Source organism: Pseudomonas sp. DY-1 (assembly GCF_003626975.1).
Taxonomy (GTDB): Bacteria; Pseudomonadota; Gammaproteobacteria; order Pseudomonadales; family Pseudomonadaceae; genus Metapseudomonas.
On sequence record NZ_CP032616.1, the window covers coordinates 3,693,687 to 3,718,680 of the forward strand.

General features: G+C 60.2%; 24 protein-coding genes. 15 read left to right on the forward strand and 9 right to left on the reverse strand.

From position 1 onward, the window contains the following. Positions 1 to 94: 94 nt before the first annotated feature. The 5 genes from D6Z43_RS17510 (at position 95) to D6Z43_RS17525 (ending at position 5,446) form a co-directional block, all read left to right on the forward strand. On the forward strand, positions 95 to 865 hold the full coding sequence (locus D6Z43_RS17510) for a nuclease-related domain-containing protein (RefSeq protein WP_120653363.1): 771 nt from the start codon (positions 95 to 97) through the stop codon (positions 863 to 865). Positions 866 to 890: 25 nt separating this feature from the next. Further along, entirely contained in the window at positions 891 to 1,412 is a 522-nt protein-coding gene (locus D6Z43_RS27970; RefSeq protein ID WP_162945855.1) for a hypothetical protein, read from the forward strand. Between the two features lie 34 nt (positions 1,413 to 1,446). Then, positions 1,447 to 2,367 carry a restriction endonuclease gene (locus D6Z43_RS17515; RefSeq protein WP_120653364.1) on the forward strand — a complete coding sequence of 307 codons (921 nt, stop codon included), beginning with the start codon at positions 1,447 to 1,449 and terminating at the stop codon, positions 2,365 to 2,367. An 84-nt stretch (positions 2,368 to 2,451) separates the two neighbouring features. Next, on the forward strand, positions 2,452 to 4,569 hold the full coding sequence (locus tag D6Z43_RS17520; protein ID WP_120653365.1) for an NACHT domain-containing NTPase: 2,118 nt from the start codon (positions 2,452 to 2,454) through the stop codon (positions 4,567 to 4,569). A gap of 1 nt (position 4,570) precedes the next feature. Continuing rightward, complete coding sequence (locus D6Z43_RS17525; protein ID WP_120653366.1) at positions 4,571 to 5,446, forward strand: RelA/SpoT family protein; 876 nt, start codon at positions 4,571 to 4,573, stop codon at positions 5,444 to 5,446. 454 nt (positions 5,447 to 5,900) lie between these two features. Here the strand turns inward: D6Z43_RS17525 and metE are convergent, their stop codons facing one another. From metE to D6Z43_RS17560, 7 genes are all read right to left on the reverse strand, one after another. After that, the gene (gene metE, locus D6Z43_RS17530; RefSeq protein WP_120653367.1) at positions 5,901 to 8,195 is read right to left on the reverse strand and encodes a 5-methyltetrahydropteroyltriglutamate--homocysteine S-methyltransferase; all 2,295 of its coding nucleotides are present in this window, start codon (positions 8,193 to 8,195) and stop codon (positions 5,901 to 5,903) included. Positions 8,196 to 8,302: 107 nt separating this feature from the next. Further along, complete coding sequence (cobF, locus tag D6Z43_RS17535; protein WP_120653368.1) at positions 8,303 to 9,073, reverse strand: precorrin-6A synthase (deacetylating); 771 nt, start codon at positions 9,071 to 9,073, stop codon at positions 8,303 to 8,305. A 177-nt stretch (positions 9,074 to 9,250) separates the two neighbouring features. Then, positions 9,251 to 9,640, reverse strand: a complete 390-nt coding sequence (locus tag D6Z43_RS17540) for a TonB-dependent receptor domain-containing protein (RefSeq protein ID WP_256660879.1) — start codon at positions 9,638 to 9,640, stop codon at positions 9,251 to 9,253. A 2-nt stretch (positions 9,641 to 9,642) separates the two neighbouring features. Beyond that, positions 9,643 to 9,834: a hypothetical protein gene (locus D6Z43_RS17545; RefSeq protein ID WP_162945787.1), complete on the reverse strand. Its 192-nt coding sequence runs from the start codon at positions 9,832 to 9,834 to the stop codon at positions 9,643 to 9,645. Then, positions 9,834 to 10,280: a DUF2946 family protein gene (locus D6Z43_RS17550; protein WP_120653369.1), complete on the reverse strand. Its 447-nt coding sequence runs from the start codon at positions 10,278 to 10,280 to the stop codon at positions 9,834 to 9,836. Before D6Z43_RS17550 ends, D6Z43_RS17545 begins: the two co-directional genes overlap by 1 nt. Before the next feature lie 238 nt (positions 10,281 to 10,518). Continuing rightward, positions 10,519 to 11,256, reverse strand: a complete 738-nt coding sequence (locus D6Z43_RS17555) for an aspartate/glutamate racemase family protein (protein WP_120653370.1) — start codon at positions 11,254 to 11,256, stop codon at positions 10,519 to 10,521. An 8-nt stretch (positions 11,257 to 11,264) separates the two neighbouring features. Then, positions 11,265 to 11,954 (reverse strand): GntR family transcriptional regulator, encoded by a 690-nt coding sequence (locus tag D6Z43_RS17560; RefSeq protein ID WP_120653371.1) that lies wholly within the window; start codon positions 11,952 to 11,954, stop codon positions 11,265 to 11,267. 142 nt (positions 11,955 to 12,096) lie between these two features. On the opposite strand from D6Z43_RS17560, the gene D6Z43_RS17565 reads away from it, so the two are divergent. The 7 genes from D6Z43_RS17565 to D6Z43_RS17595 all read left to right on the forward strand — a co-directional run bounded on the left by D6Z43_RS17565 (position 12,097) and on the right by D6Z43_RS17595 (position 19,504). Continuing rightward, the gene (locus D6Z43_RS17565; RefSeq protein WP_120653372.1) at positions 12,097 to 13,185 is read left to right on the forward strand and encodes an ABC transporter ATP-binding protein; all 1,089 of its coding nucleotides are present in this window, start codon (positions 12,097 to 12,099) and stop codon (positions 13,183 to 13,185) included. Between the two features lies 1 nt (position 13,186). After that, positions 13,187 to 14,101, forward strand: coding sequence for an ABC transporter permease (locus tag D6Z43_RS17570; RefSeq protein ID WP_077520765.1), 915 nt, complete (start codon positions 13,187 to 13,189; stop codon positions 14,099 to 14,101). Beyond that, positions 14,101 to 14,892 (forward strand): ABC transporter permease, encoded by a 792-nt coding sequence (locus D6Z43_RS17575; RefSeq protein WP_120653373.1) that lies wholly within the window; start codon positions 14,101 to 14,103, stop codon positions 14,890 to 14,892. The genes D6Z43_RS17570 and D6Z43_RS17575 overlap by 1 nt, the downstream gene beginning before the upstream one ends. 49 nt (positions 14,893 to 14,941) lie before the next feature. After that, positions 14,942 to 15,994: an extracellular solute-binding protein gene (locus D6Z43_RS17580; protein WP_120653374.1), complete on the forward strand. Its 1,053-nt coding sequence runs from the start codon at positions 14,942 to 14,944 to the stop codon at positions 15,992 to 15,994. A 123-nt stretch (positions 15,995 to 16,117) separates the two neighbouring features. After that, a complete protein-coding gene (locus tag D6Z43_RS17585) occupies positions 16,118 to 17,314 on the forward strand; it encodes an amidohydrolase family protein (RefSeq protein WP_120653375.1) in 1,197 nt (398 codons plus the stop codon). Continuing rightward, entirely contained in the window at positions 17,311 to 18,810 is a 1,500-nt protein-coding gene (locus D6Z43_RS17590) for an amidohydrolase family protein (protein ID WP_120653376.1), read from the forward strand. Before D6Z43_RS17585 ends, D6Z43_RS17590 begins: the two co-directional genes overlap by 4 nt. Before the next feature lie 13 nt (positions 18,811 to 18,823). Further along, the gene (locus tag D6Z43_RS17595; protein ID WP_120653377.1) at positions 18,824 to 19,504 is read left to right on the forward strand and encodes a flavin reductase family protein; all 681 of its coding nucleotides are present in this window, start codon (positions 18,824 to 18,826) and stop codon (positions 19,502 to 19,504) included. A 105-nt stretch (positions 19,505 to 19,609) separates the two neighbouring features. Here the strand turns inward: D6Z43_RS17595 and D6Z43_RS17600 are convergent, their stop codons facing one another. Further along, positions 19,610 to 20,494 carry a LysR substrate-binding domain-containing protein gene (locus D6Z43_RS17600; protein ID WP_120653378.1) on the reverse strand — a complete coding sequence of 295 codons (885 nt, stop codon included), beginning with the start codon at positions 20,492 to 20,494 and terminating at the stop codon, positions 19,610 to 19,612. 61 nt (positions 20,495 to 20,555) lie between these two features. Here D6Z43_RS17600 and D6Z43_RS17605 point away from each other — a divergent pair, with 61 nt between their 5' ends. Then, positions 20,556 to 21,458, forward strand: coding sequence for an EamA family transporter (locus tag D6Z43_RS17605; RefSeq protein WP_120653379.1), 903 nt, complete (start codon positions 20,556 to 20,558; stop codon positions 21,456 to 21,458). A 109-nt stretch (positions 21,459 to 21,567) separates the two neighbouring features. On the opposite strand, the gene D6Z43_RS17610 is transcribed toward D6Z43_RS17605, so the two are convergent. Continuing rightward, positions 21,568 to 21,726, reverse strand: a complete 159-nt coding sequence (locus D6Z43_RS17610) for a YqaE/Pmp3 family membrane protein (RefSeq protein ID WP_120653380.1) — start codon at positions 21,724 to 21,726, stop codon at positions 21,568 to 21,570. Between the two features lie 116 nt (positions 21,727 to 21,842). On the opposite strand from D6Z43_RS17610, the gene D6Z43_RS17615 reads away from it, so the two are divergent. Together D6Z43_RS17615 and D6Z43_RS17620 are read left to right on the forward strand one after the other, a co-directional pair. Then, a complete protein-coding gene (locus tag D6Z43_RS17615) occupies positions 21,843 to 23,306 on the forward strand; it encodes a sigma-54-dependent Fis family transcriptional regulator (RefSeq protein WP_120653381.1) in 1,464 nt (487 codons plus the stop codon). 270 nt (positions 23,307 to 23,576) lie between these two features. Beyond that, on the forward strand, positions 23,577 to 24,962 hold the full coding sequence (locus D6Z43_RS17620; RefSeq protein WP_120653382.1) for a GntP family permease: 1,386 nt from the start codon (positions 23,577 to 23,579) through the stop codon (positions 24,960 to 24,962). Positions 24,963 to 24,994: the final 32 nt, after the last annotated feature.

The following is a 24,994-nucleotide window of genomic DNA, read 5'->3' on the forward strand; positions in this document are numbered from 1 at the left end:
CAAAGCAGCACACCGGAAGCAACGCGATACTGTCGTGCCATTACGCCAAGTTTCGGTACTATCCGGTTAACTCAGGATTACCCAGGGACTGGAAATGGACTTCACCCCCATCATCGCGCAGGTCTGGGGCACGTTGGGTTGGTTCATCCCACTGATGCTGCTGATCGGCCTGCTCAAATCGCCTTGGGCCAAGGGTCATATTGGCGAACTCCTGGTGCGGCTATTCGCCCATTGGCAGCTGGACAAGCAGACCTACCGCCGCCTGCACAACGTCACCCTGAAAACGCCTGACGGCACCACGCAGATCGACCACGTTTTCCTCTCGCCCTACGGCCTCTTCGTGCTGGAAACGAAGAATATGAGCGGCTGGATCTTCGGCAGCGAGAGGCAGACACAGTGGACGCAGAAGCTCTACAAGCACACCTTCAAATTCCAGAACCCACTGAGGCAGAACTACAAGCACCTCAAAGCCCTGGAAGCCACCCTTGGCGTTAACCCCGAGCACCTGCACTCGGTCATCACTTTTGTCGGCGGCAGCATCTTCAAAACTGAAATGCCAGCCAACGTGACCCAAGGCATCGGCTTTATCCGCCATATCAAGTCATTCGAGCAGCCTGTATTCAGCGAGGTTGAAGTCGAGGCCATGCTGCACGCCCTGCAAACTGGCCGCCGCGCGCCGACCCTCGCTACGCACCGCGAGCATGTACAAAACCTCAAGCGCCGTAGCGATCCGACAGCCGAACGGCAATGCCCGAAATGCGGCAGCGCGCTGCTGATTCGTACAGTGAAATCGGGGCCAAAGGCAGGACAGCAGTTCTGGGGATGTTCGGCTTTTCCCAAATGTCGAACCATGCAAAGCCTTTGAGACAAAGTATCAGGAGAGTTCCTCAGTGATTCCCATAATCAAAAAAATAAAAAGCGCTATATACACCATTACATCTACGTTTGTCGGCTGCTGGGCCGGAACGCTGTATGCCATACAAGTTTCTCTCTCCAGCATGGATTCAGTAAAAATTGAAAACCGCAAAGACCAACTATCAACAATCAGCTCAACGTTAAACAATATAGGAGATGTACTCTATCTGATTCCGATACTCCTACTAGCATCAGGAGCATTACATATTGCTCATCTTCTTCTAATAAATAAAAGTCGCACGCTTGGCAACAAGAACAAAGCTCTCCACCTCAAAGATGAAAGACTAAGCTTTATTTCATGGATCACATTCACACTAGCAGGGGCAGCACTATCTTCTTACTTTTCTGCAAGCTCAATCAACGTAGAGCTAATAAAACAAGCAGCCATGACAGGCATATTTTTAATATGCGCCATCATTGCTGCCGTATTCACATTTGGACAGTATTTCGTTGACTTAGCCAGCGCTAAAAAACAAGCAACTGAACTTAGTAACTGAATTACTTGTAGCCCTCCCTGCGCCTGGAGTCGCCATGTCCGTCCCTACCTACGACCAGTTTATTGAGCCGGTCCTGCGCTACCTGGCCGCCACGCCCGAAGGGGCGGCAGCACGTGACGCCCATGAAGCCGCTGCCGATGCGCTGAACCTGTCGGAAGAACAGCGCCAAGAGTTGATTGCTAGCGGCCAGGCCACGTACAAGAACCGCGCTGGCTGGGCCCATGACCGCCTCAAGCGCGCCGGCCTATCCAGCAGCGCCAAGCGTGGGTATTGGAAGCTGACCGACGCAGGCATTACCTATGCCGCCCAGCACCCCGCCCCTCTTACTACGGATAGGGTCGAACAACTCGCCATCGGATTTATGGACGTGAAACTCAAGAGCCCGGCCGATGCCATCCCCCTCGATGGGCAAGAGCAGCCGGCACCGGCGCTCAGCTCAGCCACGGTTAGCCCCGACGACCGCCTGGAGCAGGCTCTACGTGAGCTACGTGAGGCAACAGCTGCTGACCTCCTGGATAACCTCCTGCAAGTCAGCCCTAACCGTTTTGAAGTCATCGTGCTGGATGTGCTGCATAGCCTTGGCTATGGCGCTAGCCGTAACGATCTGCAGCGTGTTGGAGGCAGCGGTGATGGCGGTATCGACGGTGTGATCTCACTCGACAAGCTCGGCCTGGAGAAGGTCTACGTCCAAGCAAAACGCTGGCAGGGCACAGTTGGGAGACCCGAACTGCAAGCCTTCTATGGAGCTCTTGCAGGGCAGAAAGCTAAGCGCGGTGTGTTTATTACCACCTCAGGCTTCACGGCCCAGGCAATCGACTTTTCTCGTTCTGTGGAAGGCATGGTTTTGGTAGACGGCAATCGACTGGTCAACCTGATGATGGATCACGAGGTTGGCGTAACCTCACGCCTTCTTAAGCTGCCGAAGCTGGATAGCGACTACTTCGATGAAGAGTGATTTCTCGCCCCAAACACGCGCCCCTTCATAGTTATTTAAGTACAACACTAGGCAAACAAATATAGCAACAGCTAAGGCCATCACATGATAAACCAAGGCGAATTACGCAGAATTTATAAACAGTATGGATTTGAAGAGGCGAAGTGCAGAGAGGAAGGAATCAATGTATTCACCATCCGATCAGGCCACTTCCATAACGCGGACATCGTCAAGCTGGGCGAAACCGGAGATGAGGAGAAAGTCTTCGAGGACTTTAAGAAGTCTGGCTATGCATGCAAAGTAAGAAAATATGAAAATACAGAAGCCGTAGAAAAAGAGCTATTCAAAGGATTCTTCTCTGTAGAGTCTACAAAATCACGCCTAGAGAAAGAATATGAAAGGCATGCCGAAGCAATCGCCAAAGCGCACTCAGACAGCGGAAGTTATTCATACATAAACTCAAAGTACACAATAAACGACGCAATCGGCGATAACGATGTAATATCAGAAATATATTCCAGGCTACACACAAAAAAGCCAATCCTATTCCTAGTCGAGGCTGCAGCAGGATTCGGAAAAACATGCACAGCCTTTGAATTGTTGAAAAAAATAATCACCCATACAAGCGATAAAGTTCCACTTTTCAGCGAACTATCTAGAAACAGGCAAGCTAAAATATTTCGATATGTGCTCCTGGACGAAATCGACAGAAGCTTTCCATTACTTAGCTCAACCTTAGTAAGGTCTGAAATTCAAAACGGCAATGTCCCAGTAATACTGGACGGCTTCGACGAGCTATTACATGACAGTAAAAATAAGGAAAAAGAAGGGTATATAAACACGGAACCAATGCTTGAAACGATTGGAGAGTTATTAGTCAAGTCAGCCAAGGTGATACTTACAACTCGTAGGACAGCAATTTTCGACGGGGATGAATTCCACAACTGGGTGGATTCTCATAACGAAGACTTTGAAATCTACAGAATAAGAATCAATGAACCCACCATAAATGACTGGATACAAACAGAGCGTCTAGAAGAACTACAGAGACGCAACTTTCCGATTGAAAGACTAAACAACCCAGTACTACTATCATACATTCGCTGCATTAGCGAAGACGAGTTTACAGCATCCGTTGAAAGCCCCGACCTTATTGTGGACAGGTATTTCAGCTCCATGCTTGAGCGCGAGAGAAAGCGTCAGGACCTGCGGATTCTGCCAATAGATCAATACAAGATACTCAAACACATCGCAAAAGACATGATAACTCTAGACTATACTTCAGAGTCTAGAGATTATATTTCAGAATTAATAGCCGAAGAATTCAGCACCTTATTAGATTCCGCACGAAAACAATATCCGGCAGACGAAAGACCAACGCTAGACGAGTTAATAACTAAGCTCGCTGGCCATGCTCTTCTTGATCGTAGTGCAGAAGATGGCCAACGTATTGGTTTCGTCAATGAATTTGTTCTCGGCAACTTTTGCGCTGAATTAATTACCGAAGACACAACTGGCGAGTGGATCGGTAGCAATCGTTTTGTAGAGCCATCTGTAGTCGCGACAATGCCTAGATGTTTAGAACGACGTCTTTCCTTGTGGAGAGCATTACGCTTTATCCTAGAATTCAACTCAGATAGCGAAAAGCTCGCTTATACCATTGCCCTTACAAATGAAGCACGAATAGACCTATCAGGCGGAGCCATCGAAAACATTGAAATCAGCAAAGTCGAACTTGGAAAAGAAAATATTGTGCATGATTTCTTGTTTATTGGAACCACATTCAACAACACAGGTTTTTATCTAGATAAATTCAACAACGTTACATTTGTAAACTGCAAGTTCTACCAATGTACTATCGAGAACAGTAACTTCCAAAATATCCATACGCTTGGTTGCCTCAGCGACTCCGACAGCTTTCTCCTAGAGCTATCCAACACAGAAGAAAATCAGAAAAAACAAGAAACTGATATTCCAGAGGAGATAGCAGCGGAGATTTATGTGCTTGAGAAATTCTGGCCCAAAGGACGCCCCACTTTCAATAAACACCGTCCAATTAAGGGCATCTGCGCAAACAACAACTCATTCTCTCAAGTTCAGATTCTGAATGCCATTGCGTCATTAAAAAGAAAATCGATACTTATCGAGGGCGACAAGCTTAGCTTCCTAGAGCTAAACACACCCTACATCCCTGATGTGAAAAACATGTTGGGCAGGGTCTGAAATGTATAACGCATCCGAACTACGCATAGCAAAACAGCTTCAGGACATCGTAGAAGCCGAACTCTCTAAACTCGGACTACTGTGCAGAGTATTTTCTAGAGCAAAATCAGAGCATTCAATAAACGATAAAATCGCGCGATCTCCTGGAAAATACACCAACCCCGGAAAGAAAATACAGGACGCCTTTGGTTTACGTGTAGCCCTATATTTTCTTGATGACCAGCAAATTGCTATAGAAACACTGAAGAAAGTATTTACTTATGATGAAGCGTCCTCAACAATCGACAAGCCATCAGGAGAAATATTCTCTGCCACACGCTGCAATTTAATATTCAAACTACCTGAAGAACTATCTGCCTCTAGCAGTATTATTCGAGGCAATGACCTGATAGATGACACATTTGAACTTCAGATCAGGACAGTCTTATCTGAAGGATGGCACGAAGTCGATCACGATCTACGCTATAAATGTAAAGAGGACTGGGAAAGCCACTCCGATCTTGATCGGGCGCTGAATGGAATATATGCGAGCCTTGAAACAGCAGACTGGAGCATGCTCAAACTTCTAGAAGACCTAGCATACCGTCATTATAAAGCCTCCGAATGGACTCAAATGCTAAGAGCAAAATTCAGGCTAAGATCTAATGGAGTGTTAAGCGGCAACATTTGCTCCCTACTCAACGAAGAGCTGGAGATTGGCAAGAAACTATATAGAACAGACCGAAGAACTTTAATGCAAGAGCTTGCAAAAAGAAAAATCTCACTACCAATCAATCCCGATAACATAGTTTATCTATGTAATTTCTTATTTATCAATTCAGAAAAAATCAATAAAATAACTCCCCTGCCAATCCTAGACGCCCTTAATGAGCAGTAATAAATAAAACACCAAAAGGTTTCTTTACTTATTAGCAAGCAGGTCACAAGCTGATTCACCGTAACCTGCTACTAATAACGTCTGGGTTAACCCACGGCGGGTCATGAAAGGAGCCTTTGCCCTATGCAAGCTAAAATCTGATCGTTCCGCAGGGGAAAACAGTACACAGGCGGTACAGTGCCCAGCTTTTACAGATTTCGCTCAATTGCGCTTAACCCGCTCTAAAACGCCACTTTCAGCTAACTGTACCTGCGCGAAGCTACGCCCGATTTCACTGGGCTTGCAGCGTTTCTAGGCAACTCATAATCCTTTGGTCCACGGTTCGAGTCCGTGTGGGCCCACCAAATCAAAAGCCGCGCATTGCGCGGCTTTTGCGTTTCCGGGGCAGTAAAGGCTGCCGCAAGCAAAACGGGACGTCAGGCGTCCCGTACTGCCATTCCCATGCATATCCGGCTTATTGGGCGAACTCGGCACGCAGCTCGTTGGCCGCTGCCACCATGTTCACCAGGGCCGCTTCGGTTTCCGGCCAGGCCCGGGTTTTCAGGCCGCAGTCCGGGTTGACCCAGAGGCGCTCGGCGGGAACCCGCTGCGCGGCCTTGCGCAACAGTTTGATGATCTCGTCCTTGCTGGGCACGCGCGGTGAATGGATGTCGTACACACCCGGGCCAATCTCATTCGGATAAGCGAAGGCTTCGAACGCATCCAGCAGTTCCATGTCCGAGCGTGAGGTCTCGATGGTGATCACGTCGGCGTCCATCGCCGCGATGGACTCGATCACGTCGTTGAACTCGCTGTAGCACATGTGGGTGTGGATCTGCGTTTCGTCCTTCACACCGCTGGCGGTCAGGCGGAAGGCTTCGGTGGCCCAGTCCAGATAAGCCTGCCAGCCGGCCTGGCGCAGCGGCAGCCCTTCGCGGAAGGCGGCCTCATCGATCTGCACGATGCGGATACCGGCCGCTTCCAGGTCCAGCACTTCATCACGGATGGCGAGCGCCAGTTGCCTGGCCTGCACCTCGCGCGGGACATCCTCGCGGGGGAAGGACCACATCAGCATGGTCACAGGGCCGGTCAGCATTCCCTTCATCCACCTGGCGGTCAGGCCTTGTGCGTAGCGAATCCACTCCACGGTCATGGCCTTCGGACGGCTAAGATCACCAAAGATCACTGCCGGCTTTACACAGCGGGAGCCATAGCTCTGCACCCAGCCGAAGCGGGTGAACGCGTAGCCGTCCAGCTGTTCGGCGAAATACTCCACCATGTCGTTCCGCTCCGCCTCGCCGTGCACCAGTACGTCCAGGCCCAGCCGCTCCTGCACGTCCACGGCATGGCGAATTTCGCTGTGCATGGCTTCGGTGTATTGGGCCTCGGACAACTTGCCCGCCCTGAACGCCTGGCGCGCCAGGCGAATCGCAGACGTCTGCGGGAAGGAACCGATGGTGGTGGTCGGGAAGGCCGGCAGGTAGAGCTCCTCACGCTGCTTTTCGATGCGCACGGCGAAAGGCGCCGGGCGCTTGCCGTCTTCCGGTTTCAGCGCGGCAACGCGGGCTTGGACAGCCGGCTTGTGGATGCGCGGCGATGCGGCACGACTGGCCTGTACGGCACGGCTCACGGCCAGGGTCTCCAGCACCACTGGCGACTCGGGTTCGGTCAGGGCGCGGGACAGCGTGGCGACTTCCTCGCACTTCTGCACGGCGAAGGCCAGCCAGCTCTTCAGCTCGGCATCCAGCTTGTCTTCGCGGGACAGGTCCACCGGGCTGTGCAACAGCGAGCAGGACGGTGCGACCCACAGGCGGTCCCCCAGACGGTCATGGGCGTGACGCAGGACATCCAGGGCTTTCTCCAGGTCGCATCGCCAGACGTTGCGGCCATTCACTAGGCCGAGGGACAGCACCTTGTAGGCCGGCAAGCGGTCGAGAATGGTCGGGTACTGTTCGGGCGCACGCACCAGGTCGATATGCAGGCCGTCCACCGGCAGGCCGGCGGCCAGACCAAGGTTGTCTTCCAGACCGCCGAAGTAAGTGGCGACCAGCTTCTTCAGCGGTTCTTTCTGCAGCAGGTTGTAAGCGCGTTCGAAGGCGTTCTTCCAGTCTTGGGGCAGGTCAAGCACGAGGATCGGCTCGTCGATCTGTACCCACTCCACGCCTTGGGCGTCGAGACGTTGGAGGATCTGACCGTAAAGCGGCAGCAGGCGCTCCAGCAGCTCCAACTTGTCGAACTCGCCTCCCTTTACCTTGCCCAGCCAGAGGTAGCTCAGCGGGCCGATCAGCACCGGCTTCACGGAGTGGCCCAATGCCTGGGCTTCAGCCACTTCCTCGAAGAGCTGCTCCCAGCTCAGGGTGAACTGTTGGTCGGCGGAAAGCTCGGGGACCAGATAGTGGTAGTTGGTGTCGAACCACTTGGTCATTTCCTGCGCGTGGGCGCCGCCACAACAACTGTCGCTGACACCACGGGCCATGCCGAACAGAGTCTGCAGGGTCGGCTTGGAGTTGCCGTGGCCACGGAAGCGCTCGGGAATGACGCCGAAGGTCAGGGAGTGAGTCAGCACCTGGTCGTACCAGGCGAAATCGCCCACCGGCAGCAGATCGATACCGGCGTCCTTCTGGATCTGCCAATGCTCAGCACGCAGCTTGCGGCCAACCGCACGCAAACCGGCTTCGTCCAGCTCGCCCTTCCAGAAGGCTTCTTGAGCCTTCTTCAGCTCGCGATCCCCGCCGATGCGCGGGAAGCCGAAGTTGTGTGCCAATGCCATGGGAAATTCCTCCATTGAAAATTCATGGAGGAATTGTCAGGCAGACCCACTACGTGAGGAAAACTCAATTAATTCGTCATGACCACAAGTTTTGCTCATGAACGTTTTCAGTGCTCGTCTTCGTCCGAGCGGCGCAACAGGTAGGTATCCATGATCCAGCCATTAGCCTCGCGAGCCTCATGCCGCACCCGGCGGATTTCGTCCGCTACTTCGCTGAGCCTGCCGGAAACAAGGATTTCGTCCGGGGTGCCGACGTAGGCGCCCCAGTAGATTTCCAGCTGCGGATCATTCAACCGCTGGTAGGTATCTTCCGCATCGAGCATCACCACGACGCTGTCGGCGTTTTCCGGGAAACCCTCGGCCAGCCGTCTGCCTGTGGTGATCTGGACGGACTTCCCGATACGGTTGAGCGGCACCTTGTGACGGGCTGTCAGCGCCTGAACACTGGTGATCCCGGGGATCACGTCGAATTCGAACTGGAGCCGACCGCCCCGGAGGATGGATTCCAGGATCCGGATGGTGCTGTCGTAGAGCGACGGGTCACCCCAGACCAGGAAGGCACCGCACTCGCCATCGGCCAGTTCTTCGTCGATAAGGCGCTCGAACACCTGCTGCTTGGCCAGGTTCAGGTCCCTGACGTTGGAACCGTAATCGCCACCCTCGCGCTGACGTTCGGGGCTGCTGGCCTCGACGAATCGATAGTTCTGCTCGGTGATGTAGCGCTCGCAGATTTCCTGGCGCAGGTGGATGAGTTTTTCCTTGCTGATGCCCTTGTCCATGATGAAGAACACATCGACCTGGTTCAGCGCCTTGACGGCCTGGATGGTGATGTACTCGGGATTGCCGGCGCCAATGCCGATGATGAGCAGCTTCTTCATGGGGTAAATCCGTGGTGGGCGAAAACATCGCCTGCCACCGCATTCGATTGCAGTAGATAGGTAGGCGGTGTGGAAGCGCAAAAGGTCGTCGCGATGCCCGTGGCTGTCAACGACTTTTGCGCCTCCCAACCCTGCAATTACATCCTCCACTCCAGAACGGCATAGACCGCCCTGCCATCACCCAACAGGAAATGAGCACTTGTCACGTCCCTGGGCGTCGGCGATCACCCCGGTGGTGGCGACATAGGTCTTGCCGGACAGATTTCGTCCCTCCAGGAAGAAGCCGAATCCCTCGCCCGGGCGGTAACCCGCCTTGAGCCCCCAGATGGCGTAGCCATCGGCATAAAGGGTTTCCGCCTGGTCGACGTTGTAATGGGTCGGTACCCACTCGAAGGTCGGCGCCGCATACCAGCCTTCGCGTTGCCACAGGGCCTCACCCTTGATGAATTGCCGCGGCAGACTCGCGAGTCGGTTGTCGCCGTAGGTATCGTCGTTGTCGAAGCGGAAATCATTGAACAGATACTGCCCACGCAGGACGAACTGGCCGATGGTCCAGGCCCCGCCCAACTCTATGCTCTGGTGGATGGTGCGGTCGGCGTTGACGGTGCCAAGCGGTTGGCCGATACGTAGCGCCAGGCATTGGCGCCGCGCAGCACCTCGATATGGTCGGTGGTCGGTGGTCGGTGGTCGGTGGTCGGTGGCTCGATGGTCTGGAAGTCGAAGCTGCCATCGGCAAGGTTGACCGGCGCGCCATCCTGCATCAGCAGCAGGCCGCGTCCATGGAAGGTGCGTTGCAGGCCGGAGCCACGAATGGACAGGCGCGCTTCCTCGGCGCCGAAGCGCGGGAACTGGCCGAAGGCCAGAAGTAACCCGGCGGCGCCTTGAGGCGCGGCTCGAAGGTTTCGGGGCGGGCATCGCACACACCCAGCAGCCAGGCCTGCACGAAGAGCGCGGCTATCGCCAGGGGAATGGTCCCGCACAGAGGGCATTTGAATTCACCGGACCAGTCGCCGGCGGCGCTGCCACCGAAATCGCCATCGAGGCTCGGCCCAGGGTTGGGTTCGCCGGAACAGGGCGCACCGCCCAGACCGTTCAGCTCCAAGCCCATCGTCTGCCCGTGGTGCAGACCGCAGGCAAGCAGATTGAAAAGGACGCAGGCATAGAGCATCCAGGCAATCAGCGAGCGGTCCTGGCGGGCGATTTTCATGGGCGGTAGCTCTAGCATCGGGCTTCCAGCACTGGAAGCCGAGCCGGTGTGCGGTTCATTGCCGCAGCAATCCAGGCCACTCGGTGGATGAGACTGAGCCTAGAAATGCCGTAGGCAGGACAGCTTGCAGGGGCGATGTCAATCGCCAAACAGGCCGCAGGTCTGCCTCTGGATGCTTCCAGGGGCAGCGAAGCTGCCCCTGGTGAATGAATTGGCCCCTACAGGTTCGAGCCGCCTTTCACGCCCCAACCGCGAAGTTCCGCAAAAACCCCACATACGGCTTGGGCAGCGGGAAATCCAGATCACCACGCTTGCTGGTGGAAAGGCGCAGCTCACCGAGCATCTCCACCATCTTCAGCGCGGCGCTGACGCCGTCGATCACCGGCACACCGAGTTCTTCCTGCAAGCCCTTCGCCAGGTGGCTCATGCCGGCACAACCGAGGACGATGGCGCCCGATTCATCCTGCTCCAGCGCATCCAGGCAGGCCGTGCGCATGATGCGGAACAGGCCGTCCGGGTCCTCATCCAGCGCCAGCACCGGAATCTCCACGGCATGAATGCCCCGGCAATGTTGGTGGAAGCCATAGCGCTCCACCAGATGCCGGGCAATGACCTTGGTACGACCGAGGGTAGTGACGATGCTGAAGCCGGTGGCGACCCAGGTGGCCAGGTGCATGGCAGCTTCGGCGATGCCGATGACCGGGAAGCGCGCGATCTCCCGCGCAGCCAGCAGTCCCGGATCGCCGAAGCAGGCGATTACGTGGCCTTCGGCGCCATCGCGCTCACCGTCGCGGATGGCCTGAAGCAACCCCGGCACGGAAAGCGCCTCATCGTAGTGACACTCGATGGAGGCCGGACCGGCACCATTGGTCACTGCCAGCAACTGGTTGCCGGGACGCAGCAGGTGATTGGCGGCTTCAGCCAGGCTGGCGGTCATGGCGACGCTGGTGTTCGGGTTGATCAGCTGGATTTTCATGGCCGAGGTCAGGTCTCGATCAGGTGTTTCAGCGGGTGGTAGTTGGCCTTGAGCTTGCCGGCCGACTCGACGATGGCGGTTTCGATCGCTGCCAGGTGGAAGCAGGTCAGTTCGATGGCGGCGCTCTGGTTGCCCGCCTCGATGAACTCGATCAGGCGCAGGTGCTCGTCGTCGCGGCAGGCGTCATGGCGCTCGTCGTCCAGGGCGGCGACATAGAGCGAAGCGCGCGAGATGAGCTTGCGGAACCAGTCCAGCAGCACCGGGTTGTTGAGCGCCTCGGCGAGCTTGATGTGGAACTCGCCAAGCAAATGGATCAGCCGCTCGTGGTCATGGTTGCGCCGCGCGTCTTCTTCCAGCAGCAGGTGCTCGCGCATGTCTTGCATGGCAGCGCTGTCCCGGCGTCTGCAGAGCTCGGTGACGATGCCGATCTCGATCAGCCGCCGTGTTTCGAACAACGAGCGGATCTCCTCGTCACTGGGCAGCGATACCCAGCAGCCTTTGTTCGGCTCGGAGGACACCAGGCCGTCGGCCTCCAGTTGCTTCAGCGCCGCACGCACCGAGGTGCGACTCACGCTGAACAGCTCCGCCAGGGAGGCTTCGCCGAGTTTCATGCCAGGCCGCAGCGAGCGGTTGCTGATGGCCTGGTAAACCCCCTGGTAGACGCGGTCGACCGTGGTTTCCAGCTTCTTGTCTGCCATTCGTAACTCCGTAAATGCGTTCGCAATCCAGGTGCTGCAGGAAACAAGCAGGCAGAAAAACCCGGTTGCGTTGTCAGCATAATCCGAGTATTTCTAGATTGCATTCAATTTTTGCATACAAAAACAAGAGGAATGCACCATTATGAAGCACACGTCCTCCATCGAGGTGCAACGCGTCAGCAAGCGCTACACCGAAGATCCCGAAGTTACGCCGGCGCTCGACGATGTTTCGGTCAGCATCCGCCACAACGAATTCTTCACCCTCCTCGGCCCATCAGGTTGCGGCAAGACCACCCTGCTGCGCTCCATTGCCGGTTTCGAGCAGGTCAGCTCGGGCTCAATCGAAATTGGCGGGCAACGCGTGGACCAGCTCCCGCCCTACAAGCGCCGGGTCAATACCGTCTTCCAGAACTACGCGCTCTTCCCGCATATGAGCGTGGCCGAGAATATCGCCTTCGGCCTGGAGATGCAGGGGCTGGAGCGCAGCGCCATTCCCGGGCGGGTGAAGGAAATGCTCGCCCTCGTACAGATGGAACACCTGGCCCGCCGTCGCCCCGCCGAATTGTCCGGTGGCCAGCAGCAGCGCGTGGCCCTGGCCCGCGCACTGGCGCCGCGCCCGGATGTGCTGTTATTGGACGAACCGCTCTCCGCGCTGGACCTCAAGCTGCGCAAGGAAATGCAGGTCGAGCTCAAGCGCGTGCAGCAGGAAGCCGGCATCACTTTCATCTTCGTCACCCACGACCAGGAAGAGGCGCTGACCCTCTCCGACCGCATCGCGGTGATGTCCAGCGGCAAGATCCTGCAGATCGGCACCCCCAACGACATCTACGAACGCCCGCAGCACCGCTTCGTCGCCCACTTCATCGGCGACATCAATTTCCTTCCCGGCCAACTGCGCCAATGCCCGCAGAACGGCAACCTGTTCCGCCCCGACGGCATCCCGGTGGAAATTCCCTGCGCCACAGACGCCAACACCCGCGCCGGCACGGCCCAACTGGCGTTCCGCCCGGAGCGCTCGAAACTGGTGGACCCGTCGCAACCCCATCACCTGCGTGCCGTGGTCGAAGCGGTGCTCTACGTCGGCACGGCCACGCTCTACCAGTGCCGCCTCGCCAACGATGCCAAGGTGATGCTGCGCGAGAGCAACGAGGGTGCCACCAGCGCCCGTGCCGTGGGTTCGAGCGTGGCCGTGCACCTGCCGCCCCACGCCTGCCTGCTGATGGAGGCCTGAGATGAGCGTCAGCGCCACCTCCCCCAGCCTCAACCGGCTGCTGCTGTTGAGCCCGGTGCTGCTCACCCTGCTCGGGTTGATCGCCGTGCCGCTGGGCATCATGGGCTACATCAGCCTGCTACCGCGCAACCTCTATGGCGGCGTCGACTGGAGCGCCGACTGGCATTGGCAGAGCTATGTGCAGTTGTTCTTCCAGGAAGATTTCGACGGCAACCTGGAGCTGAACTGGGTCTACGCCCAGGCCCTGCTGCGGTCGGTGCTGCAAGCTGGTGGCACGACATTGCTGTGCTTCCTCTTCGGCTTCCCGGTGGCGCTGTGGATGAGCAGCCTCAGCGAGCGCTCGCGCAACATCATGGTGCTGCTGATCACCATCCCTTTCTGGACCAACCTGCTGATCCGCAACTACGCCTGGCTGATCATCCTGCGCGAGCACGGCTGGCTGGCCCAGAGCCTCAATGCGCTGTTCCCGCAGGCCGGTGGCATCACCCTGCTGTACAACGATTTCGCAGTGGTCGTCGGGCTGGTCTACAGCTTCCTGCCATTCATGATCCTGCCGATCTACTCCACCCTGGAGAAGCTCGACTGGCGCCTGGTGGAAGCCGCCTATGACCTCGGCGCCAATCGCTGGAAGGCCCTGCGCCGGGTGATCCTGCCGCTGTCCATGCCCGGTGTGGTGGCCGGTTCCCTGCTGGTGTTCGTGCCGAGCCTGGGTGCCTTCATCACCCCCGCCATCCTCGGCGGCGGCAAGACGCTGATGATCGGCAACCTGATCCAGCAGCAGTTCGGCACCGCACGCAACTGGCCGCTGGGCAGCTCGCTGTCCTTCCTCCTGCTCGGGCTGATGCTGCTGGCCCTGGTGCTGTACGCCCTCTACGCCAAGAAAGCCGCCAAGGCCGTCCGCCAGGGAGCCCGCTGATGATTGCCAACCACCTGAAGAAACTGCCGCTGACCCGCGAAACCAGCCTGCTGGTACTGGCCTACCTGTACCTGCCGATCCTGGTGCTGATCGCCTACAGCTTCAACGCCAACCGCACCGCCACGGTGTGGACCGAGTTCTCCTTCGCCTGGTACGGGCGCATTCTCGCCAACCCGTCGATCCAGGCGGCGGCGCTGAACTCGGTGATCGTCGCCAGCATCGCCACCGTCTGCGCCACCGCCATCGCCCTGCTCGCGGCGCTGGCCACCTACCGGCCCTTCTACGGTCAGAAGATGGTGGAGGGCGGCATCAACCTGCCGCTGATCCTCCCGGAGATCGTCACCGCCGTGGCCACCCTGCTCCTTTTCATGGCCCTCGGCATTAAGCTCGGCCTGCTGACGGTGATCGTCGCCCACATCGGCTTCTGCATCCCCTTCGCCTACCTGCCGATCCGCGCACGCCTGAACGACCTCGACAAGGGCCTGCTGGAAGCCGCCAACGACCTGTACGCCAACCCGTTCCACACCTTCCGCCGGGTGACCCTGCCGCTGCTGTTCCCGGCGGTGTTGTCCGGCGCGGTGCTGGCGTTCGTGGTCAGCCTCGACGACTTCATCATGACTTTCTTCGTCGCCGGCCCCGGTTCGACCACGCTGCCGGTCTACATCTTCTCGGCCATCAAGGCCGGGGTAACCCCCGAGATCAACGCAATCTCGACCCTGATGCTGGTGATCTCGATCGTCCTGGTGATGCTCTCGTACTGGCTCGGCCAGCGCGGCAAGACCACCACCTGATCCCTTGTTCCACCACTGCCCAACCTGTTCTTCAACCCGGAGAAAAACAATGAAGTTGAAAGCATTGCGTCATGGGGTAGCCGGTCTGACCCTGAGCTGTTTCGCCGCCCTGACCGCCCAGGCGGACGAGCCCAAGGAGCTGTTCTTCTACAACTGGACTGACTATTACCCGGTGGAACTGCTCGCCAAGTTCGAGAAGGAGACCGGCATCAAGGTCACCATGGACGGCTACGACAGCAACGAAACCCTGCTGGCCAAACTCCAGGCGGGCGGTGCCGCCTACGACGTGATCGTGCCGTCGCACTCGATCATGCGCACCCTGATCGAACAGGGCCTGCTGCAGGAAATCGACACCCCCACCCTGCCGAACTTCGCCCATGTGAAGCCGGCCTTCCGCGATCCCGAGTTCGACCCCGGCCGCAAGTACTCGGCGCCCTACCTGTGGGGCACCACCGGCTTCTCCTACGACAGCGCACGGGTGCCGGGCGGCAAGCTGGACGACTCCTGGAAGGAGTTCTTCGAGCCGCGTCCCGAACTGCAGGGCCAGCTCGCCGCGCTGGATACGCCGAGCAGCGTGATCAACGCCGCCAGCCATTACCTGGGCGTGGATGAATGCAGCGAAAACCCGCAGGACGCCAAGCGCATTCTCGAATTGCTGCAGAAGCAGAAGCCCTTCCTGAAGATGTACAGCTCCGACAACACCGTGGACCGCATGGCCTCGGGTGAAGTGATCATGATGCAGAACTGGAACGGCTCTACCGCCCGCGCCACGCTGCAGAAAAGCACGATCAAGTACGTCTACCCGCGTGAAGGCGTGGCCATGTTCCAGGACAACTTCGCCGTGCCGAAGAGCGCGCCGCATCCGGGCAACGCCAAGGTCTTCATCGACTGGATGATGAAGCCAGAGAACGCCGCCGCCGTGTCCAACGCCATCGCCTACGCCAACGGCATCGACAGCGATACGCTGCTGGACAAGAAATGGAAGGTGATGGACGCCATCAACATGCCCGACGAGTTCGCCGAGCGCCTGCGCCCCGAAAAGGAATGCAGCAACCAGGCTCGCGAGCTGCAGGACCGCATCTGGTCCAAGCTCAAGGGCTGATACCGAACTGACCGCCCCTTGGTCTTCTGTAGGAGCGAGCTTGCTCGCGAACTGCGCGCGACGCTTCGCGAGCAAGCCCGCTCCTACAAAAGAACATCTTTGCAAACTGCCTTTGAGGTCCCCATGACCGACACCTGCTGGCTGCGCAACGTCCGCCCCTTCGGCGGCGCGGCCGAAGACTTCCTAATCCAGAACGGCCGCTTCGCAGAACGCCGCCCGGCGAGCGATGCAGCGCTTGCCGCCACTGACATCGACGGCGCCGGCCAGCTGATGACCAGCGCCCTGGTGGAAAGCCATATCCACCTGGACAAGACCCTCTGGGGCCAACCCTGGCGCCCCAACAGCGCTGGTCCGACGCTGAAGGACTACATTGCCAACGAGCGCCGCGTGCTGCGCGAGGTCACCGCTCCAATCGCCGAACGCGCCGGTGCGCTGCTGGAAAACTGCATCGCCCGGGGCTCGCTCACCATGCGCTGTCATGTGGATATCGACCCCGAGTTCGGCCTGCGCCACGTGGAAGCCATGCAAGCCCTGCGCGAGCGTTACCGCGACCTGATCGACCTCGAGCTGGTGGTGTTCCCGCAGACCGGGCTGGTCAGCCGCCCCGGCACCGCCGAGTTGATGCGCCAGGCCATGGGCCTGGGCGTGGAAAACGTCGGCGGACTCGACCCCTGCGGCATCGACAACGACCCCGTCGCCCAACTGGATATCGTCTTCGGCCTGGCCGCAGAGTTCGATCGCGGCGTGGACATCCACCTGCACGACAAGGGCGAACTCGGCCTCTGGCAGATTGCCCTGATCGCCGACTACACCGAGCGTTTCAATCGCCAGGGGCGGGTGATGATCAGTCACGCCTACTGCCTGGGAATGGTGCCCTGGAACCGCGTCGAAGCGCTGGCCAAGCGCCTGGCCTCGCTGGGTATCTCGCTGATGAGCTCGGCACCGGCCGACTGCGCCGTGCCGCCCTTCCTCGAACTCCGCGAAGCCGGCGTGAATCTTTGCCTCGGCTCCGACGGCATCCGCGATGCCTGGTCCCCCATGGGCAATGGCGACATGCTGGAGCGCGCCATGCTGCTGGCCTTCCGCTTCGACCTCGCCAAGGACGACGAGCTGGCCGCCGCCTTCGACGCCGCCAGCCAGCATGGCTCCAAGGCCCTGGGACTTTCGGAACACGGCCTCACCCTCGGTGCCCGTGCGGACTTCCTGCTGATGGATGCACAGAGCCTTGGCGAAGCCGTAGTGGCACGGCCGCAGCGCCAGGTCTATCGCGCCGGCAGGCTGATCGCCACCCAGGGCCGCCTGCTGGAGAGCCGCCTGTGAGCGCACCGCGCATTGGCCTGAAAGCCAGCTGCGTGGTGGGCTTCGATGGCACTCGCCACGTGCTCTGGCGCGACGGCGAAGTAGTAATCGAAGGGTCGCGCGTGCTCTTCGTCGGCCGCGGTTTTCCTGGCCCGGTGGATCGCTGGATCGACTACGGCAATGCCCTGCTCGGCCCCGGCTTCATCGACCTGGACGCCCTTGGCGATCTCGACTCCACAGTCCTTTGCCTGGACAACGGCGATGAGCGCAGCATGGGTCGCATGTGGTCGGCGGAGTACCTCGCCCGGGGGCCGCAGGAGAGCTACAACTTCGATGAAGAAGTCTTCAAGTACCGCTATGCGTTCACCCAACTGATCCGCAACGGCATCACCACGGCCATGCCGATCACCTCCATGTACTACCGCGAGTGGGCGGAAACCTACGACGAGTTCGCGGCGGTCGCGGGTGTTGCCGCCGAGCTTGGCCTGCGCACCTACCTCGGCCCCTGCTACATGAGCGGCATGCAGGTGCTGCAGCGCGACGGCAGCCTCGTCGAGCACTGGGACGAACCCCGTGGCCTGGCCGGGCTTGAGGCCGCCGAACGCTTCTTCCGTGACTTCGATGGCGCCCACGACGGTTTGATCCGCGGCGCCCTGCTGCCGGACCGCATCCAGACCTGCACCCCGGCGCTGCTGCAACGCACCCATGCCCTCAGCCGCGAGCTGGCAGCTCCCGTACGCCTGCACTGCTGCCAGGGAAGCGGCGAAGTAGCGTTAGTAAAATCGCTGCGAGGCAAGGCACCGCTGGCCTGGCTGGAGGAACTGGACCTGCTCGGCCCACGGACGCTGCTCCCCCACGGCATCTACATCGAAGGCGACGAAGACCTCGCCCGCCTCGCCGGCAGCGGCACCAGCCTGGTCCACTGCCCGGTGGTCTTCGCCCGCGATGGCGAAGCGCTGGACTCCTTCGGCCGCTACCGCACACGCGGCATCAACTTCGCCCTGGGTACCGACACCTGGCCGGCGGACCTGCTGGACAACATGCGCCAAGGCCTGAATATCGCCCGCCTCAAGGAGGGCGGCAGCCACGGCACCAGCGCCCTCGATCTCTACAACGCCGCCACCCTGGGTGGCGCCAAGGCGCTGGGTCGCGACGACCTGGGCCGCCTCGCGCCCGGCGCCAAGGCGGACATCACCGTGTTCGACCTCGACGGCCTGCACCTGGGTCCTCTGTTCGACCCGCTGAAAAACCTGCTCCTCGCGGGCCGTGGCGACGACTGCATCGCCAGCTGGATCGACGGACGCTGCGTGATGCAGGACGGCCAGGTCAACGGTGTCGACTACGCCAGCCTCCAGCAGCAAGCCCAACGGCAGTTCCACAAGCTGATGCAGAGCCACGCCGACCGCGCCTTCGGCCAACCGGATTGGCGGGGGCTGTTCCAGTCGGCCATTCCCTTCGCCGATGCGTGGAGCGCCGATCGTCCGCTCTGCACCCTTGCCAGCCAGCCCGACCAATAAAGAGAACATCGCCATGCTGAGCTTCGACTTCGCCCAACTGGGCCCCCGCGAGAAGTACAAGATCCTCATCGGCAGCGTGGTGCCCCGGCCCATCGCCCTGGTCACCACGGTGGACGCCGAAGGCCGTGCCAACGCCGCGCCTTTCAGTTTCTTCAACGCGCTGTCCGCCGACCCGCCGATTCTCGCCCTCGGGGTGGAAAACCACGCCGACCTGACCCCGAAGGACACCACGCGCAACATCATGCTGAACCAGGAATTCACCGTGAACATCGTTTCCGACGCACTGGTGGAAGCCATGAACGTTTGCGCCGTGCCCTTCGAACCCGGGTTCGACGAACTGCTCGCTGCCGGACTCACCGCACTACCCGGCAGCCGTGTCGGCTGCCCGTACATTGCCGAAGCACCGGTCGCCCTGGAGTGCCGGCGGATGATGGGCCTTTCCATCGGCCAATCGCGGGAAATCATCCTCGGCGAAGTGTTGATGGTGCATGTACGCGACGAGTTGATCGATCCGAAAACCCTCTACATCGACCAACTCGGCCTCGATGCCATCGGTCGCATGGGCGGCCACGGCTATGCCCGCACGCGGGAGTACTTCGACCTGCCGACGCGGTCGTTGCAGGCTTGGAATGAGGAGCCGGGGGCGGGGGAACGAGTTTGGCCCGTTGCCCTCTCCCCCGTCCCCTCTCCCTGAAGAGGAGAGGGGTGACTCGCGCCGGCATCGGAGAGGTATGCCGGACAGTCTGAGTAGTGCCTGACTCTGGATTTCGAGTCGGCACGCTATGGCTCCCCTCGCCCTTCAGGGAGAGGGGCTGGGGGAGAGGGCCTCCCCGGCCACCTCAAAAAACGCCTTCACCACGCGCAACTCCCCATAGCTCTCCAGGCACGCCAGATAGTGCCGGCTGACCAGTCCCTCACCTTTCAACGGAAGTGCCGCCACCCGTGGATCGCGCGGCACTTCCAGCGAATACACGATGCTCACCCCAAGCCCCGCCGCCACCGCTTCGATCACTGCTTCGCGGCTGTTCAGCTCCAGCGCCGCGCGCAGTTGCAGGCCCTGTTCGGTGCAGGCCTTCTCGAACGTGCGGCGCGTCAGGGAAGCGGGCTCGCGTTGCAGCAGCACCTCATCCCGCAACTCGTTCAGGCCGATTTCCTCGCGCGCTCCGACCCACCGGTGCGTCACCGGTAGCAACAGGCACAGGCGCGCCTCGCCGATGGGTTGCAGGCGCAGACCAGGCCGCTCGGACATGTCGCTGATAAGCGCCAGGTCCACCCGCTCGCCGTTCAGGGCATTCAGGGTTTCCTGGGTATTACCCAGGCGCAGGTTGATGGACACGCCCGGATGGCGTTCGCGCATCCGCGCCAGCAGCGGCATCACCAGGTGCGGGCTGTCGGCGGCAAGGTCCAGGCGACCGGACTCCAGTGCGCGGCTGGTGTCGAGCAGGTCCTCCGCCTGTTCCGCCAGGGCGAACAGCTGGTGACTGATGCCGGCCAGGCGACGCCCCAGTTCGGTGGGTTCCACCTGCCTCGCCGAACGCCGCAGCAGGCGTACCTGATAGTGCTCTTCCAGTGCCTTGATATGCCCGGTCACCGCCGGCTGGCTGATGCACAGGCGTTCGGCGGCACGGGTGAAACTGCCCTCGCGAACCACGGCATCGAAGGCACGGAGCTGGAAGAGATTCATGGTTATTCCATCAGTAGGAGTTATTTGACGGATAACGATAAACGATTTGAATGATGTATCGATGAACCCCACGCTACGTGACATCCGCCTCACCTTTCCCGCACTGGAGTTCCTCGTGCTCGCCGATACCGACCTCGCCACGCTGGTGGTCCTGCTCTCCGCGCTGATGCACGCCAGCTGGAACGCGGTGATCAAATCCGGCAGTGATCGGCTTTCGTCCATGGCACTGGTGGACGGCGTAGCCTTCTGCTTCAGCATCGCCCTGCTCCCCCTGGTCAGCCCGCCACCGCTGGTGGTCTGGGGGCTGATCGGGCTGTCGGTGGTGGTGAATACGCTTTATCGCCTACTGCTGATCCGCGCCTACCACTTCGGCGATTTCGGCCAGGTCTATCCGGTGGTGCGCGGACTGCCGCCGCTGCTGGTAGCACTCAGTGCAGGGCTGGTGTTCGGAGAGCATCTATCGGGTGCCATGCTGCTGGGCATCGTGCTGATATCAGTGGGCATCCTCAGCCTGCTTTCCACCCGATTGGAGTCCAATGCGCTGAAAGCCCTCGGCTGCGCCGCACTGGCCGGTGCTGGCGTGGCGCTCTACACACTGATCGACGCCCAGGGCGTGCGCCGCGCCGACAGCGTGCTGCAGTTCGTGGTCTACCTGACACTGATGCAGAGCGTGACCATCCCCTTGCTCGCCTGGATGCGCCGCGGCCCCCTCGTTCTTCGTTTCGCCCGCGACAACTGGCGCATCGGCCTGTTCGGCGGCTTCAACTACTGCGTCGCCTACGGACTGGTGCTGTTCGCCATGACCCTGGACAACGTGGCCAAGGTCGCGGCACTGCGCGAAAGCAGCGTGATCATCGCCGCCGTCATTGCCAGCCTGGTGTTCAAGGAAGCCTTCGGCATCCGCCGCATCCTCGCCGCCTGCGTGGTCACCGCCGGCATCCTGCTGATCAAGATGGTGGATTAGCCCACACGCTTCACGCAGGTTGGCGCCGAGCCTGCGAGGCCCAGCGCGCGGGGTAGATGCCGGTGCGCGCTAGCGGAACGCCGCCCGCACCAACCTGCGGGATCGTGCCTCAGCGCTTGGCGATGATGTACACGGCATGGACGATTCCGGGGATGTAGCCCAGCAGGGTAAGCAGGATGTTCAGCCAGAAGGCACCGCCGATACCCACCTGGAGGAACACGCCCAACGGCGGCAGGAGGATGGCGATGAGGATGCGGATCAGGTCCATGTGTAGCTCCTTATGAGAAAAGCCCTACGCCTAGTTACCGACCTTCGTACAGGCTAGGCGTTCATCCGGCTCGCCTCCATAATCGCTGCCTGATGTTTCAGCCGGATGCCCCTGTCATGCCCATCGCCAGCGAAGACATCGACCAGCACGGTCTGGTCATCGGTGTGTCCCCCGAGCGCTTCCGCGAAGTCGCCATGCCGCTGCTGTTCGACCACCTGAACGCCCAGTGCGAAGGCACTATCGCGGTGAATCGCCAGGCACGCATTGTCTGGATCAACGACAAGTACGCAGAGAAGGTCGGCATTCGCGATCCACGTAGCGTGCTCGGCAAGGAAATTGAGGAAGTGCTGCCCGCCAGCCGCCTGCGCGAAGTAGTGCAAAACGGCCAACCGAGCATGCTCGACCTGATGGCCTTCGGCGACGAGCACTTCGTGGTCACCCGCATTCCCCTGCGCGATGAAGACGGCACGCTGGTGGGTGCGCTCGGCTTCGTGCTGTTCGACCGCGCCCGCCACCTGCAGCCGGTCATGGCCAAGTACAACCAGCTGCAGACCCAGCTCGCCGCTGCGCAGCGCGAACTGGCCAAGGCCCGCCGCGCCCGCTACACCATCGCCGGCTTCATCGGCAGCAGCGGCGCTGCCGGCGAGGTCAAGCGCCAGGCCCGCCGTGCTGCGCAGCTGGACGCCACCGTGTTGCTGCGCGGCGAAACCGGCACCGGCAAGGAACTGCTGGCCCAGGGCATCCACAACCTGTCACTGCGCGCCAACGGGCCGTTTGTGGCGGTCAACGTCGCCGCCATTCCCGAATCCCTGGTGGAAGCCGAACTCTTCGGTACCGCCCCCGGCGCCTTTACCGGAGCCGACCGCCGTGCCCGCGCCGGCAAGTTCGAGCTGGCCGACGGCGGCACCCTGTTCCTCGACGAGATCGGTGACCTGCCGCTGCCCCTGCAGGCCAAGCTGCTTCGCGTATTGCAGGAGCAGGAAGTGGAGCCGCTGGGTTCCAACCAGGTGAAGGCGCTGAACGTGCGGGTGATCGCTGCCACCCATGTGGACCTGGAAGCCAGGGTGGCGGCAGGGCAGTTCCGCGAAGACCTCTACTACCGTCTCAACGTACTGGCCCTGCGCCTGCCGTCCCTGCGTGACCGCCGCGAGGACTTGCCGGCACTGATCGAGCACCTGCTGGACGATATCGCCAGCCGCTCCGGCCAGCCGCCCCTGGAGCTGGCCGAGGACGCCCTGCAATTGCTCCAGGCTCAGCCCTGGCCAGGCAACGTACGCGAACTGCGCAACCTGCTGGAACGGGCGCAGATGAGCAGCGAAACCGGCCCGCTAAGCGCCAATGCCCTGCGCGCGCTGCTGGTGAATCCGCTGCCGGCCGGCGTTGCTCTTGCTTCCTCGGCACCAGCACCCGCGCCCATCAGCGGCGAAGTCCGCCCCCTGGCCGACAGCATGGCCATCGCCGAACGCCAGGCCATCCTCACGGCCCTGGCGGCCTGCAACGGCAACCGTACCCAGGCTGCCGAGCGTCTCGGCATCGCCCGGGCGAGCCTGTACAACAAGTTGCAGGCGCACGGACTGTAGGGGCTATTCGCCCCTACAAAATCAGGCCCTCGGAGTGTCCACCCTTTTGGACACCAGTCTTTCAACTGTCCAGATTCATGGCCATCGTCTAGAAATCTGGACACTTTCAGCGTTGCCTTAGAAACCGCTGAAACACCGACCCCAGAGCCATCCGCCGTCTTTTCGCCGCACCTGGCACACCTTTCGCTCTAACAGCGCCATGGGCCAAGCAATGGCCTGCCACCAGCCGCCTCGACGCGGCGGAAAACAACAACAAGAAGGAAGTCCCCCATGGGCACCCTAGGTATCCTGATTTCTCTCGCTCTGCTGATGTACCTCGCCTACCGCGGCATCAACGTGCTGATCCTCGCGCCGCTCATGGCCCTGCTCGCGGTGCTCTTCGCCGGCGACGCGGCACTGATGCTGCCGACCTACACCCAAGTGTTCATGAAGTCCCTGGGCGGCTACCTGATCCAGTTCTTCCCGCTGTTCCTGCTCGGCGCCATCTTCGGCAAGTTGATGGACGACTCAGGCTCGGCCCGCGCCATCGCCCACGGCATCGTTGCCAAGCTCGGCCGCGAGCGCGCCATCCTGGCCATCGTGCTGGCCTGCGGCCTGCTGACCTACGGCGGCGTGTCGCTGTTCGTGGTGGCGTTCGCGGTCTACCCCATCGGCACCGCGCTGTTCCGCGAGGCGGGCATTCCCAAGCGCCTGCTGCCGGGTGCCATCGCCCTCGGCGCCTTCACCTTCACCATGACCGCACTCCCCGGCACCCCGGCCATCCAGAACGCCATCCCTAGCCCCTTCTTCGGCACCGACGCCTTTGCCGCACCCATCCTCGGCCTGATCGGCGGCCTGATGATGCTCGTCCTCGGCAGCTGGTGGCTGAGCGCCCAGGCGCGCAAGCTGATGGCGGCTGGCGAAGGCTACGGTGTACACAAGGATGACGCGGCCGAGCAGGTTGGCTTACCCACCACCGGTTTCTGGCTGGCGCTGCTGCCGATCCTGCTGGTGATCGTCCTCAACTTCCTGATGGCCAAGCAGGTGCTGCCGAACGTCGACACCAGCTTCCTGGCCAAGCCTGAGTTCGGCGGCTTGCAGGACGCCAAGTCGGTGATCGGCATCTGGTCCATCATCGTCGCCCTCAGCGCCGCCGTGCTGCTGCTGATCGGCCTGCACTGGAAGCGCTGGACCGACCTCAAGCAGAGCCTAAACGACGGCACCTTCGGCTCCATGCTGCCGATCCTCAACACGGCGTCCGAAGTGGGTTACGGCACGGTGATCGCCTCGCTCGCCGGCTTCGTGGTGATCCGCGACCTGGTACTCAGCGTGCCGGGCAACCCGCTGGTGTCCGAAGCCGTCGCCGTGAACATCCTCGCCGGTATCACCGGCTCGGCCTCCGGCGGCATGTCCATCGCGCTGAAGACCCTCGGCGCCCAGTACCTGGAAATGGCCAACGCCGCCGGTATCAGCCCTGAGCTGCTGCACCGCGTCGCCGCCATGGCCTCCGGCTGCATGGATACCCTGCCGCACAACGGCGCGGTGATCTCACTGCTGGCGATCTGCAAGCTGACTCACCGCGATTCGTACAAATTCATCTTCATGAACACCGTGATCTTCCCGCTCATGGCCCTGACGGTGGTGATCACCCTGGGCAGCCTGTTCGGGAGTTTCTGACGGAGCGACCCGCTTCTCGCTATTCCTGTAGG